The 13,359-nt window shown below is 63.7% G+C and carries 13 protein-coding genes; 9 read left to right on the forward strand and 4 right to left on the reverse strand.

Going from position 1 to position 13,359, the window contains the following annotated elements; all coding sequences use genetic code 11:
* Nucleotides 1-18 precede the first annotated feature (18 nt).
* From FHR22_RS13340 to FHR22_RS13350, 3 genes are all read right to left on the reverse strand, one after another.
* The gene (locus FHR22_RS13340) at nt 19-957 is read right to left on the reverse strand and encodes a phosphatase PAP2 family protein (RefSeq protein ID WP_166943537.1); all 939 of its coding nucleotides are present in this window, start codon (nt 955-957) and stop codon (nt 19-21) included.
* A 77-nt stretch (nt 958-1,034) separates the two neighbouring features.
* Nucleotides 1,035-2,108, reverse strand: a complete 1,074-nt coding sequence (locus FHR22_RS13345) for an acyltransferase family protein (RefSeq protein ID WP_166943539.1) — start codon at nt 2,106-2,108, stop codon at nt 1,035-1,037.
* A gap of 90 nt (nt 2,109-2,198) precedes the next feature.
* Nucleotides 2,199-3,617 (reverse strand): WS/DGAT/MGAT family O-acyltransferase, encoded by a 1,419-nt coding sequence (locus FHR22_RS13350; protein WP_166943541.1) that lies wholly within the window; start codon nt 3,615-3,617, stop codon nt 2,199-2,201.
* A 193-nt stretch (nt 3,618-3,810) separates the two neighbouring features.
* On the opposite strand from FHR22_RS13350, the gene FHR22_RS13355 reads away from it, so the two are divergent.
* The 6 genes from FHR22_RS13355 (at nt 3,811) to pnp (ending at nt 9,263) form a co-directional block, all read left to right on the forward strand.
* Entirely contained in the window at nt 3,811-4,413 is a 603-nt protein-coding gene (locus FHR22_RS13355; RefSeq protein ID WP_166943543.1) for a thymidine kinase, read from the forward strand.
* Nucleotides 4,406-4,948 (forward strand): GNAT family N-acetyltransferase, encoded by a 543-nt coding sequence (locus tag FHR22_RS13360; RefSeq protein ID WP_166943545.1) that lies wholly within the window; start codon nt 4,406-4,408, stop codon nt 4,946-4,948. The genes FHR22_RS13355 and FHR22_RS13360 overlap by 8 nt, the downstream gene beginning before the upstream one ends.
* 65 nt (nt 4,949-5,013) lie before the next feature.
* Nucleotides 5,014-5,424, forward strand: a complete 411-nt coding sequence (locus tag FHR22_RS13365; RefSeq protein ID WP_243853719.1) for a DUF6491 family protein — start codon at nt 5,014-5,016, stop codon at nt 5,422-5,424.
* A gap of 47 nt (nt 5,425-5,471) precedes the next feature.
* Entirely contained in the window at nt 5,472-6,434 is a 963-nt protein-coding gene (gene truB, locus FHR22_RS13370; RefSeq protein WP_166943547.1) for a tRNA pseudouridine(55) synthase TruB, read from the forward strand.
* Nucleotides 6,435-6,460: 26 nt separating this feature from the next.
* Nucleotides 6,461-6,730 carry a 30S ribosomal protein S15 gene (gene rpsO, locus FHR22_RS13375; protein ID WP_166943549.1) on the forward strand — a complete coding sequence of 90 codons (270 nt, stop codon included), beginning with the start codon at nt 6,461-6,463 and terminating at the stop codon, nt 6,728-6,730.
* 193 nt (nt 6,731-6,923) lie between these two features.
* Nucleotides 6,924-9,263, forward strand: a complete 2,340-nt coding sequence (pnp, locus tag FHR22_RS13380) for a polyribonucleotide nucleotidyltransferase (protein WP_166943551.1) — start codon at nt 6,924-6,926, stop codon at nt 9,261-9,263.
* Nucleotides 9,264-9,677: 414 nt separating this feature from the next.
* Here pnp and FHR22_RS13385 read toward each other — a convergent pair whose 3' ends face one another.
* Nucleotides 9,678-11,201, reverse strand: a complete 1,524-nt coding sequence (locus tag FHR22_RS13385) for a M28 family peptidase (protein ID WP_166943554.1) — start codon at nt 11,199-11,201, stop codon at nt 9,678-9,680.
* A 149-nt stretch (nt 11,202-11,350) separates the two neighbouring features.
* On the opposite strand from FHR22_RS13385, the gene FHR22_RS13390 reads away from it, so the two are divergent.
* From FHR22_RS13390 to FHR22_RS13400, 3 genes are all read left to right on the forward strand, one after another.
* On the forward strand, nt 11,351-12,049 hold the full coding sequence (locus tag FHR22_RS13390) for a peptidylprolyl isomerase (protein ID WP_166943557.1): 699 nt from the start codon (nt 11,351-11,353) through the stop codon (nt 12,047-12,049).
* Between the two features lie 49 nt (nt 12,050-12,098).
* Nucleotides 12,099-12,389, forward strand: a complete 291-nt coding sequence (locus FHR22_RS13395; RefSeq protein WP_166943561.1) for a GIY-YIG nuclease family protein — start codon at nt 12,099-12,101, stop codon at nt 12,387-12,389.
* 113 nt (nt 12,390-12,502) lie between these two features.
* A complete protein-coding gene (locus FHR22_RS13400; protein ID WP_166943564.1) occupies nt 12,503-13,294 on the forward strand; it encodes an outer membrane protein assembly factor BamD in 792 nt (263 codons plus the stop codon).
* Nucleotides 13,295-13,359: the final 65 nt, after the last annotated feature.

Raw genomic sequence — 13,359 nt, forward strand, 5'->3', positions numbered from 1 at the left:
CGATCACCGATTTTGACCCTAGGACAGGCTCTGAATATCGCTCGCCGCTTGCGTGCTCGCTGAAACGATTTTGCGCCGTGGCTGGGGTGGCGTCACGATTTTCGTTCGTTTACCAAACCGATTGTAGAGAATGATGGTTCCTGTAGCGGTGGCGACGCCCGCGATAACATCGACCAGATAATGCCCGCCGAACAACGGCGTCGATGCGATCATGATCAGGTTGATCGCGAGGGCGGGGCCGAAAATGAACGGCACGCGACGGCTGACATAGATCAGGATCACACCCATGACGGTGTGAAAGGAAGGGAAGGCCACGAGCCCCGGGAGATGCGCGAGGACAAGCTCGAGTTCGGAACGTCCCCTGATCGCCTCCAGCGGCGCCCAGAAATAGGTGCCCATGGCGGAATTCACGACGGCAAATTGTCCCGGATCGGGCGCATAAAAGATCATCGCTCCTTGTGCCGGGGCGAGCGGACCGACCAATATGGTGAAGACGGCCGACATCACGAACAGGCAGACAAGTTCCATCGCCCGTTCATGTCCCTTCAAGAGCAGGAGGAGGAGGAAGGTGATGGCGCAATAGTCTGAGAGAAGGCCGTAGGTGAGGGACATCAACCTTATCAACGACGGATATTGATCGAGCCACAGCATATAGGACAGCCAGTCGAAACCCAGGATCGCATCCGCCCGCGCCAGATTGGTATCGGCGAGCGGCAGGGGCACCGACATGGTAATGTGGTTCAACATCTTCAGCGCAGGCCAGAGCGACAGGCTGATCGCAAACCCCGTTATCAGCGTATAGATTCGCGGTGGCAGCGGCGCCAAATGCGCAAGCGTCGATAGCCCGATGGCCGACAGCAGGATCAGCGCCAGCCTTGGCCAGCTATCGTCGCTCAGCGAAACAAAGGGTGTCGCAAGCCAGGCAAGGTCCGCCACGATGACCGCGGCGACGGCCATCCAGACCCATGCGGGCCAGAGCGAAGTGCGGAGCGACCGACGGAATATCCCGTGCCGGACCGGGGGGAGGGGCACGATCACGACGCTTCAGGCAATATGGCCGGAGCGAACTGGTTCCCGGGTACCCGGGCCTTCAGCCGGGACTTCATCGTTCGTCCCCATTTCTCCACGGTATAATAGGACAGCACCGAACCGGCCAGCGCGCAGGCGAAGGTGGCGCTGGCGGAAACGGAAAAGCTGAATTTTTGCCCGAAATAATAGGAAAAGGGAAAATGCCAAAGATAGAGTCCATAGGACAGTCTGCCGATTCCGATCAACGGCCGTGCGGCGAGAAGTCTCACGAAAGCGGGCCTGGCGCCCGACACGATGCAGCCAACGAGGATGATCGACAGCAACTCGGCCATGGTGATTGCCACGGCGGATGAGGCTATGTTGGCCGTCAGCGCCATGATGGCGAACAGGAGAAAAGCATAGGTGCCCATCGGTGCGCTGATGGTGAATGGCCGTTCACGCCGCGCAAGCGCCAGGAGCGCGCCGGCGATCAGTCCGCTCGAATGCGTATGAAGCGCGAAATAATGGTGCATCCATCCGCTGTCCGCGATCGAGTAGCGGACGAATGACATCGTAACCCAGGCCGCAGCGAGCATCGCGATCGCCTGTCTTTTTCTAACCATGAGCGGGATCAGGAGGGGCCAGAGCAAATAAAATTGCTCCTCGACGGCCAGTGACCAGCTATGCCGGATATAGTGCGGGCTGCCGAACAGCGGATAGCTGTAGTCGCTCAAATAGAGAGCCGCGAGACCGGCATCGCGAAAATGTGGCTGGCCCGGCCAGACGAAGGGGGCGATCGTCACATAGGTGGCGAGAAAGAGCAGCAGCGCCGGCACCAGCCGCAGCGCACGTTGCAGGTAGAAGCGGCCAACGGTGATTTTTCCTTGCGCTTCCTGTTCCGCTACCAGCAGGTCGGTAATGAGATAGCCGCTGAGAACGAAGAACAGATCGACGCCGAGGAACCCGCCCGGAACAGGGGTATCAGGCGCTGCGTGAAAGAAGATCACCAATAGGCACGCAATCGCGCGCAATCCGTCGATCTCGGGGATATGGACCAGACGCGGAGCGTTGGCACCCCTCGATATGCCGGATTCGTCCAATGTTCGCGTCCCCCGTTTTGATTGCGAGAGAGTGGCAAGACGAGGTTAATGTCCCGTAAACACTGTTGCCGCGGCGTTGCCGCAGCGGCCCTATTTCCCCTTGATCCCCGCCGCCGCCTCCAGCTCGACCAGCGCTTCTTCCAGATAGTCGATCATCCGCTGGGCATGCGGAACGCTGCGGCGGCAGGCGGTGATGCCGAAGTCGATATTCTTGAAATTCGACACCTGGGTGATGTTCATCGCCATGCCGTCGACCGGGATGCTCGCGGGATACATGCCGTCGAGCCGCGCGCCGTTCCAGTACATCTGCTCGCGCGGCCCCGGCACGTTCGATATCGTCACGCTATAGGCGGGGAATTTATCGGCGGTGCGGGTCAGCGCGGTCAGCATCATCGGGAAGCTGGTGATCGCGGTATAAAGCTGGATTTGACCCGCGGTCATCGCGCGCAACTGCGTCTTCGCCGAATTCATCGATTCCTGGATGGCGGCCATGCGTTCGGCGGGGTCGTCGATATGCGTCGCCAGATTGGCGGTGACCGACGCGACCGAGTTCCCCGAATCGACGTCGTCCTTGGGCCGGATCGACACCGGCGCCATGGCTTTCAGCGGTTTGTCGGGCAGCTCGTTGAGCGATTGCAGATATTTCCGCATCGCGCCGGCACACATGCCGAGCACCGCGTCGTTGATCGTCCCGTCATACGCCTTGCCGAGCGCACGCACACGTTCGAGCGACCAGCTCTGCGCCACAAAGCGACGTGCGCCGGTGATGTTGCGGTTGAAGCTGGTACGCGGCACGCCGGCAAAGGGGGTGATCAACCCGTCGCCGCCGATGCCGAACATCGCCGCGACATACTGGTTGAGCGCCTTCGTCACCCCGACGCTGTTCCCCCATTGCTCTTTCAGGAAATCGCCGATCGCCTTGATATCGGTCAGATTGGGGCGCGGCGGCTTTTTGGGCGTCGGGAACTGGCGCTTATAGGCTTCATAGGCCTCGACCGACAGCGGCGAGTAAGCGCGCCGTTCCGCCGGATCGGGCGACAGCATCGAATTATAGAAATGGATGCTCGCCGCGCCGTCCATCAGCGCATGATGCACCTTCTTGAAGGTCGCGATCTGCCGGTTCGGCAGGCCCGAGATCAATGTGATTTCCCACAAGGGCCGGGTGCGGTCGAGCAGCCCCGAATGAAGGCGCGAGGCGAGTTCGAACATTTCGCGATAGCGCCCCGGCTTGGGCAGCGCGGCGGCGCGGACGTGGTAATGCATGTCGATGTCGCGGTCGGGTTCCAGCCGGATCGGGCCATATTGGCCGAATGGCGTCAGCTTCAATACTTCGCTGAACGGCCGGCGCAGTCCTTGCGACTGCCGGAGCAGCGCGAGCTGTTCGTTCAGCCAGTCGGTTTCATCGATTCCGTCGGGCAACGTGTAAAGGTTGATACCGCCGATATGCATCGGCATCTCGCGGCTCTCGCCCACCAGGAACATCGCATCGCTGATCGGCATCAGGCGCATCGGCAGCTCTCCCCACTGATTGTGCTGCGTTAATTGTGCGCAGCATGGCAGGGGGACGGGGGGAGTCAAGCGATGCGCCCCCACTATCGTCACCCCGGGCTTGACCCGGGGTCCCGCTCGTCGATGGTGAAAAGCGGGACCCCGGATCAAGTCCGGGGTGACGGGGAGGGTCTGGCGCGGTATCGCCGCACCCATGGCCAAGCTCTATTTCTACTATGCCAGCATGAACGCCGGCAAATCGACGACATTGCTCCAGGCGGACTTCAATTATCGCGAGCGCGGCATGGAAACGATGCTGTGGACCGCGGCGCTCGACGATCGTTACGGAGCGGGTCAGGTGACCAGCCGCATCGGGCTGATCGCCGAAGCGCATAAATTCGATCCCGGCAGCAATTTATGGGCGGCGGTGAATGCGGAGAATGCCGAACGGCCGCTGGCCTGCATTCTCGTCGACGAGGCACAATTCCTGTCGCGTGAGCAGGTGCTCCAACTCGCTCGGCTTGCCGACGAAGTGAATATTCCCGTGCTTTGCTATGGCCTGCGCACCGATTTTTCGGCCGAACTGTTTCCCGGCTCGGCGGCGCTGCTCGGCTTGGCCGACGCGCTCGTCGAACTGAAGGCGGTGTGCGAATGCGGGCGCAAGGCGACGATGAACCTGCGCGTCGACGAAAATGGCCGCGCGGTGGTCGCGGGCGCGCAGACCGAAATCGGCGGCAATGATCGCTATGTCGCGATGTGCCGGCGGCATTTCATGGCGAAACGCCGCGAAGCCAAGGAAGCCGCAGCCGATGCTTGACCGCCTCTATCTCGAACTCGCCGACGGCGACCTTCGCCTCGCCAAGCTGGCCGAAAGCCACCGCGCGGCACTCCGCGCCGCTTGCGCCGCCGATGCCGACATCTGGCCGATCTATTCGTCGAGTTTCGACCCCGATCATTTCGACGCGGCGTTCGATGCGTTGGTCGGTCACGGCAATCGCATGCCCTATGCGATCATCGACCGCGACCGGCTCGTCGGCATGACGGCGTATCTTCGCCCCGACTGGACCGCGCAGACGGTCGAGATCGGCAACAGCTATATCCACCCCGGCGCGCGCGGCACCGGCTTCAACGGCCGGGTCAAGCGGCTGATGCTGGACCATGCGTTCGCCGCCGGTATTCGGCGCATCGAATTCCGCATCGACGAACGCAACAAGCGAAGCCAGGCTGCGGTGGCAAAGCTCGGCTGTACCAAGGAAGGCGTGCTCCGCTCCGAACGCATCACCTGGACCGGTTATGTCCGCGATACCGGGCTCTGGTCGCTGCTCGCGGATGAGTGGGCAGCGCGATCATAGCCTTGCTGCGGTAACGATTTCAGGTCAGCACGGGTTCAGACTCGCTGTGCTAGCTCGTCGCCATTATGAAACAGAAACTCGCACTCTCCCTGGCCGCCTTGCTGCTTCCCCTTTCTGCAGCGGCGGCCATCGAGCCCGCGGCCCCGGATGCGGGCGAACCGCGCGCGCTCGGCGTCGAATCGAGCATCGTGTTCCCGAACGACAGCACGATCCGCAACTGGCAGGCCGACCGCGAACGCGGCATCTGGATCGAGGGGGCGCGCGGCGAATGGTATTATGGCAGTTTCGCCGGCACCTGCCGCGACCTGAATTTCGCAGAGGCGATCGGCGTCGAGACGCGCGGCATTTCGCGGCTCGACAAATTCGGCACGCTGATCGTTCGCGGCGAGCGTTGCCAGCTGACCAGCTTCGTCACCTCGGCGCCGCCGCCCTCGAAGAAGGACAGGAAGCCAGCTGATAAGGCCGCGCAAAATTGACAAGCCCAAATTGACAAGGGAGGCCGCGGCGCCGTAGCGGCGCTGCGATGAACGGCTGGATCATATTGGACAAGCCCGTGGGGCTCGGCTCGACGCAGGCGGTCGGCGCGGTGAAGCGCGTGTGCCGCGAGGCGGGGCTGGGCAAGGTCAAGGTCGGTCACGGCGGCACGCTCGACCCGCTCGCGTCGGGGGTGCTGCCGATTGCGCTGGGCGAGGCGACGAAGCTGTGCGGGCGAATGCTCGACGCGAGTAAAATCTATGACTTCACCGTGCAGTTTGGCACCGCGACTGCGGGGCTCGACGCCGAAGGCGAGGTGGTCGCGACCAGCGACATACGCCCGACGCTGGCCGATGTAGAGGCGGTCCTGCCGCAATTCACCGGCCCGATCGAGCAGGTTCCGCCGGCTTATTCGGCGATCAAGATCGACGGCGAGCGCGCCTATGACCGCGCGCGCAAGGGCGAAGCGGTCGAGATGAAGGCGCGTGGTGTGACGATCCATTCTCTTTCCATTCGTCACCCCGGACTTGATCCGGGGTCCCGCTCGGCGACGTTGAAAAGCGGGACCCCGGATCAAGTCCGGGGTGACGAAGGAGGGGAGGGGCTCAACGAGATCACCCTCACCGCCCACGTCTCCAAAGGCACCTATATCCGCAGCCTCGCGCGCGACATCGCGCAGGCCGCCGGCAGCGTCGGCCATGTCACGATGCTGCGCCGCACCAGGGCCGGGCCGTTCGACCTCAGCCAGGCGATTTCGCTGGACAAATTAAACGCATTCGGCCAAGGGGCCGCCCAATCAGAAATATTTCTGCCGCTCGAGGCAGGGCTGGTCGACATCCCGGCTCTGAACCTTTCCCCGGAAGCGGCAGGGGCGATCCGTCAGGGTCGTGTCTGGACCGGGGTAGCTACGGATGACGGGCTCTATTGGGGAAGGGACAGCGAAATGCGTCCCGTCGCCCTGATCGAGGCTTTGGCGGGAACGCTGAAGGTCGTCCGCGGCTTCAATCTGTAAGCAAGGATGTTCGAGGAAAAACGAATATGTCGATTACCGCCGAGCGCAAGACCGAAGTCATCAACGACAATGCCCGCGCCAAGGGCGATACCGGTTCGCCGGAAGTGCAGGTCGCAATCCTGACCGACCGCATCAACACGCTGACCGCCCACTTCAAGGCGCACCACAAGGACAACCACAGCCGCCGCGGCCTCCTCATGATGGTCAACAAGCGTCGCAGCCTCCTCGACTATCTGAAGAAGAAGGACGAGGCCCGCTATTCGGCGCTGATCGCGAAGCTGGGTCTTCGTAAATAAGAATTTCTGGCGGCCCCGGATTTCCGGGGCCGCTGTCATATTGGTCCCGTGCAATTGTGCCGGACCGCAGGGCCGCTCCCGCATCCGGCGGGACCGCCACAGGGGCATCAAGGCGCCCCGTACCGCCCCGGGCCGGATTGCCCGGATCTAGAGGCCCCGCCCGGCATAGGGCCCGGCGGGCGAAGGAAATCCCATGTTTGACGTGAAAAAAGTATCGATCGAGTGGGGCGGTGAAACGCTGACTCTCGAAACGGGCAAGGTTGCCCGCCAGGCCGACGGCGCCGTCATCGCGACGCTGGGCGAAACGGTCGTCCTGTGCGCCGTCACCGCCGCGAAGAAGGTCAAGGAAGGGCAGGATTTCTTCCCGCTCACCGTCCACTATCAGGAAAAATATTCGGCCGCCGGACGCATTCCGGGCGGCTTCTTCAAGCGCGAACGCGGCGCGACCGAAAAGGAAACGCTGGTTTCCCGCCTGATCGATCGCCCGATCCGCCCGCTGTTCCCCGAAGGTTTCTACAACGAAATCAACGCCATTGCTCAGGTTCTGAGCTATGACGGCCATAATGAGCCCGACATATTGGCGCTCGTCGCCGCGTCGGCCGCGATGACGATTTCGGGCGTTCCCTTCATGGGCCCGATCGGCGCCGCGCGCGTCGGCTACATCGACGGCGAATATATCCTGAACCCGACCGACGCACAGGTTGCCGAGGGCGATCTCGACCTGGTCGTCGCCGCCACCTACGACGCGGTGATGATGGTCGAATCCGAAGCGAATGAGCTGTCGGAAGAGGTCATGCTCGGCGCCGTCCTGTTCGCGCACGACGCGTGCAAGGAAGTCGTCAAGGCGATCGTGAAGCTCGCCGAACAGGCTGCCAAGGATCCCTGGGCGATGGCCGAACAGGCTGATTTGACCGCCGCCAAGGACAAGCTGAAGAAGCTGATCGGCAAGGATATTGCCGCGGCTTACAAGCTGACCGACAAATCGGCCCGCTCGAACGCGCTGAACGAAGCGCGCGGCAAGGCCAAGGACGCCTTCGCCGATGCTGCTCCGCAGGATCAGCTCGCCGCATCCAAGCTGGTGAAGAAGCTGGAAGCCGAAATCGTTCGCGGCGCCATCCTCAAGGACGGCAAGCGCATCGACGGTCGCAAGACGACGGAAATCCGCCAGATCGTCGCCGAAACGCACTTCCTGCCGCGCGCACACGGCTCGGCGCTGTTCACCCGCGGCGAAACGCAGACGATTGCCACGGCAACGCTCGGCACCAAGGAAAGCGAACAGATGGTCGATGGCCTGAACGGCCTGTCGTACCAGAATTTCATGCTGCACTATAACTTCCCGCCCTATTCGGTCGGCGAAGTCGGCCGCTTCGGCGCGCCGGGCCGCCGCGAAGTCGGCCATGGCAAGCTGGCATGGCGTGCGCTGCATCCCGTGCTGCCGACGAAGGACGAGTTCCCCTACACGATCCGCCTCACCAGCGACATCACCGAGTCGAACGGCTCGTCGTCGATGGCGTCGGTGTGCGGCGGTTCGCTCGCGATGATGGACGCCGGCGTGCCGATCAAGCGCCCGGTTTCGGGCATTGCGATGGGCCTGATCCTCGAAGGCAAGGATTATGCGATCCTGTCGGACATCCTGGGTGATGAAGATCACCTCGGCGACATGGACTTCAAGGTCGCGGGCACGTCCGAAGGCATCACCACGATGCAGATGGACATCAAGATCGCGGGCATCACGCGCGAGATCTTCGAAGCCGCGCTGAACCAGGCGAAGGAAGGCCGCGCGCACATCCTCGGCGAAATGGCCAAGGCGCTGGGCGAAGCCCGCACCGAATTGTCGGCGCATGCGCCGCGTATCGAGACGATGCAGATCGACAAGTCGAAGATCCGCGACATCATCGGCACCGGCGGTAAGGTGATCCGCGAGATCGTCGCGACCACCGGCGCCAAGGTCGACATCGACGACGAAGGCCTGATCAAGATCTCGTCGAGCGACCTCGACCAGATCGAGGCGGCGCGCAAGTGGATCAGCGGCATCGTTGAGGAAGCCGAAGTCGGCAAGATCTACGACGGCAAGGTCGTCAACCTCGTCGATTTCGGTGCGTTCGTGAATTTCATGGGCGGCAAGGACGGTCTCGTCCACGTCAGCGAAATCGCCAATGAGCGCGTCGAGAAGGTCTCGGACGTCCTGAGCGAAGGTCAGGACGTCAAGGTCAAGGTCCTCGAGATCGATCAGCGCGGCAAGGTCCGCCTGTCGATGCGCGTCGTCGATCAGGAAACCGGCGCCGAACTGGAAGACACGCGCCCGCCGCGTGAGCCCCGCGAACCGCGCGGCGATCGTGGTCCCAGAGGCGATCGGGGCCGTGACGGCGGCGACCGCGGTGATCGCGGCCCGCGTGGCGGCGGCGGTCGTGATCGCGACCGTGGTCCGCGCCGCGATGGCGGCGGCGACCGCGGCCCCCGCGGCGAAGGGCGCCGCGAACGCAGCGAAGGTCCGGAAGATCAGGGCCATGTGCCCGACTTCCTGAAGGACTAAGCCTTCGATTATCGAACAGGAAAGGGGTCGCGAAAGCGGCCCCTTTTTCATTGGCGGCGATGCGTCTGGAGGTTCGGCCTCGGGGTAGGACGTTTCCGTTGCTCGACCTGCCTTCGTCACGCCGGCTATCGCTTTCAGACCGAAAGCGAACGGCCGGAATGGCGTGGTGAGCGGAGGTTTGTCTAATCAAGCCCCTCCCCTTCAGGGGAGGGGCTAAAGACTGTGCGTCCGCACCGGCCGCTTTCTGCCCTTTTTCGTCATCCCGGGCTTGACCCGGGATCCCGCTTTTCTTGGTACCAGCAGTTTTCGAGGTCAAGCGGAACCCCGGATCAAGTCCGGGGTGACGACGAAAGGAAGGGCAGCAACCGGTCGTTTGCGGTCCTTCCCACGTCTCTACCGTCCCGTGACTATTTCCTATGGCTTGGGTTTCAGCGCACTATCCGCATTCCAGCCCGGCGCGCTGTCCTTGTTCGCCACCCGGTCGACCAGCGCATAGAAAAAGCGATTGAAATCGCCCGCCGCCCGCCAGTCGATCGGCTGGTCGGGATCGTCCTGCGGGGTGTGATAGCCGGTGCGATACCAATGCCGGTATATCTCCTCGCTCTTCGTTCCCGGGCGATATCCGAAGACGAAACCCGTCGCCGGGATGCCCGCCTTGATGAACACCCAATGCTCGGACCGCTTCAGCATGTTCCGCTCGGGCTCGGGATCCCGCTGGACCGCGATGCCCAGCCCTTCGGCAACGGCACGGGCATCGGCGCCAAGGCTGTTGTCGTCCAGCGCGTGTACGGTGAGCAGGTCGAGCGGGAAGATCGGGCGGAGCTGGTCGAGGTTGATGTTGCCCGCGAGGTCGGCCTTCGGGATCGTCGGATGCGCGACGAAATATTCGCCGCCGAGCAGGCCCTTCTCCTCGCCCGCAAAGGCGGCGAAGAGCAGCGGGCGGGCATAGCCCTTGCCCTGCCGCTGCTGCGCGAGGCGGATCAGCAGCGCGACATAGGCGGCATCGTCGAGCGTGCCGTTATAAAGCCCGTCGCCATCGATCGGCTCGCCATGGCCATAGCCGTCGAGATGCGCAGATACGGCGATCGTCTCGCCTGCCTTGGCGGGATCGGTCCCCGGCAGCAGCCCCAGCACGTTCGAAGAGCGGATTCGCCGCGCTCGGGTCTCGAAGCGCGCATCGAGCCGCTCGGCGACGTCGAATGCCGGCAACGGGTCGCCGCGGCTGCCCTTGGCGATCAGGTCGGCCGCTTCGGCCTCGCTCTTGCCGGTCAACTTGCCGAGCGCGCCGGCGTTGACGATGATCCGTACGAAGCGGTCGGTGTCGGCGGGCGCTCCGGCGAGCTTGACCTGCCGCGCATAGGCGGCGGGCCAGCGCGGTGGCTCGACGGTGAAGCCGGGATCGGCGATACTCAATATACCGATGCCGCCCGCCGCCTTGACCGCCGTCTCGCGGCCGGCGTCGCCGGGTAGTCCGGCGCGCCGTGTCGCGTGGCAGATGACGATCTTGCCCGCGACCGCACCCAGAACCGACGCATCGCAATAGCCGCGATAGGCCAGCGGCGCCGCGAAGTGCGCCGGCATCGCCGCCGTCGGCGTCAGGCGATAGTCGTGGAGGAAGGCCAGCGTGCGATCACCGACGCGCAGCGCGGCGCGCGTGATCGCGATTTCGTCCATGTCCACCGGCTGGAACCAGCCGCCATCGCTACCCGCCGGTTTCAGCCCCGCCGCCGCGAAGGCACGCGCGACGACCTCTGCTGCGCGGTCATAGCCCGCCGAACCGGTGTCGCGGCCTTCCATCGCATCGCTCGACAGCTCTTCGGTGATCGCCCACCAGGCCCTGGTGTCGGGATCGGCCGTTTCGGGAGGCGCCGCCAGCGCGGCGGATGCCAGAGCAAGCGCCGCCAGACCTGCCGCGCCCCGAAGCGTTGGAAAACGCATGCCAATCCCCTTGTTCAATCGTCCGGTCCCATCGGGCCGTCTTACCGAAGAGCCGCCGCCCGACAAATATTTATCGGTGCCGGGTCCTGTGGCGACGGGCTCGCCAAAAGGGGTCGCCACCGCCGCACCGCTTGGTTATGCCTTGCTCCATGCTGACCATCATCCTCTCCGCGCTCGCGCTCGCCGCCCAGGCCCCCGCCGTTCCGCCATCCGCGACGCAGTTGCCGCCCGCGCCGCAACCGGTGCCCGCGCCGGTTGCGCCGTTGGTGCAGGCCGACACGCGGCCTTATGTCGCGCTCGCGACCGATCTCGGCACGATCACCGTCCGCCTCGAGGATAAACGCGCGCCGGTCACGGCGGCCAATTTCCTCCGCTATGTCGATACGAAGCGGATGGACGGGTTCAAATTCTATCGCTCGACGCGCAGCTGGGGGCCGGCGAGCCAGCTGATCCAAGCGGGCAACCGCGGCGATGCGCGCAAGAACTTCCCCGTCATCGCGCATGAGGCGACGAACGTCACCGGCCTGACCAATTGCAAGGGCGCGCTGGTGATGGCGCGGCTCGCGCCCGGCGACGCGATGACCGATTTCTTCCTGCTCTTGAGCGATATCCCGGGTTTCGACGCCGATCCGGCGCAAAGCGGTGACAATGCGGGCTTCGCGGTGTTCGGTGAAATCGTCGGCGGCACCGATGTCGCCGAAAGGATATTCGCCGCGCCCGTCTCGCCCACCGCGGGCGAAGGCGTGATGCAGGGCCAGATGCTCGAACCGATGGTGACGATCAAAACTGCCCGCCGCGTTCCCGCCCCCGCCGACGCGCCGAAGGGCTGTGTCGTCAAGGGCGGATGAGAAGGGCCTCTTTCTTCGTCACCCCCGCGCAGGCGGGGGTCCCGCTTTTGTGAAGGGCGGCCATGTCTATATCATCGCGGATCGCTATCGCGGAACCATCTACATTGGCGTAACCGCTCAGCTAGCCGCTCGAATATACCAGCACCGAACCGGCGACGGTTCCGATTTTTGCAAGCGCTACGCCCTCGATCGTCTCGTCTATGCCGAATCCCATGCCAATATCAGCGATGCCATCGTGCGCGAGAAGGCCATGAAGAAATGGAATCGCGGATGGAAGCTGCGTCTGATCGAGGAACAGAACCCCGAATGGCTGGACTTGTTCGACGCACTCAACGCCTGAAAAGCGGGACCCCCGCCTGCGCGGGGGTGACGAGGGGATAGAGGGACAAGAAGTCGCGCTGTGGCGACTATCATTTATTTTGCGTTCATGCGCGCTGTGGCTATACCGCCCGCATGACTCAGCGTCCCTCCTCACGCGCCATGATGCGCCTGCTCGCCGCCGCCCTGTTGATTTCGCCGCTGGCGGCCTGTGCGGGGGGTGGCGGGGTCAAGAAAGACACGCGCTATGTCGCGCGCGACGTCAACACCCTCTATCGCGCCGCGCAGGAACGCCTCGACCGCCGCCAGTACCGCATCGCGGCGGCGCTGTTCGACGAGGTCGAGCGCCAGCACCCCTATTCGCCGTGGGCGCGCCGCGCGCAGCTGATGAGCAGCTTTTCCTATTATATGGACCGCGAATATGCCCCGGCGATTGACGCCGCGCAGCGCTTCCTCGCCATCCATCCGGGCAACAAGGACGCAGCCTACGCTTATTATCTGATCGGCATTAGCTATTATGAGCAGATCAGCGACGTGACCCGCGACCAGAAGATCACCCAACAAGCGTCGAACGCGCTGGGCGAGATCATCCGCCGCTATCCCGACAGCCGCTACGCCGCCGACGCGCGGCTGAAGGTCGACCTGGTGCAGGATCACCTTGCGGGCAAGGAAATGGAAATCGGCCGTTTCTACCAGCGCAGCTCGAACTGGCTCGCCGCGTCGATCCGCTTCCGCGAGGTCGTCGACAAATATCAGACGACCAGCCACGCGCCCGAGGCGCTTTTCCGCCTGACCGAATGCTATCTGGCGCTCGGCATTCCGGAGGAAGCGAAGAAGTCGGCGGCCGTGCTCGGCGCCAACTATCCGGGCAATGAATGGTATGAGCGCGCGTACAAGCTGATGCAGCGGCACGCGCCGAGCAGCTGATGCCGGGCCGCCGCCCGCGCGAAGGGCGGCGCGGTTGAACTCGCGAATAGATTCGCATTTTGTTC

This window comes from Sphingopyxis panaciterrae (genome assembly GCF_011762125.1).
In the GTDB taxonomy this organism is placed as follows: Bacteria; Pseudomonadota; Alphaproteobacteria; order Sphingomonadales; family Sphingomonadaceae; genus Sphingopyxis; species Sphingopyxis panaciterrae.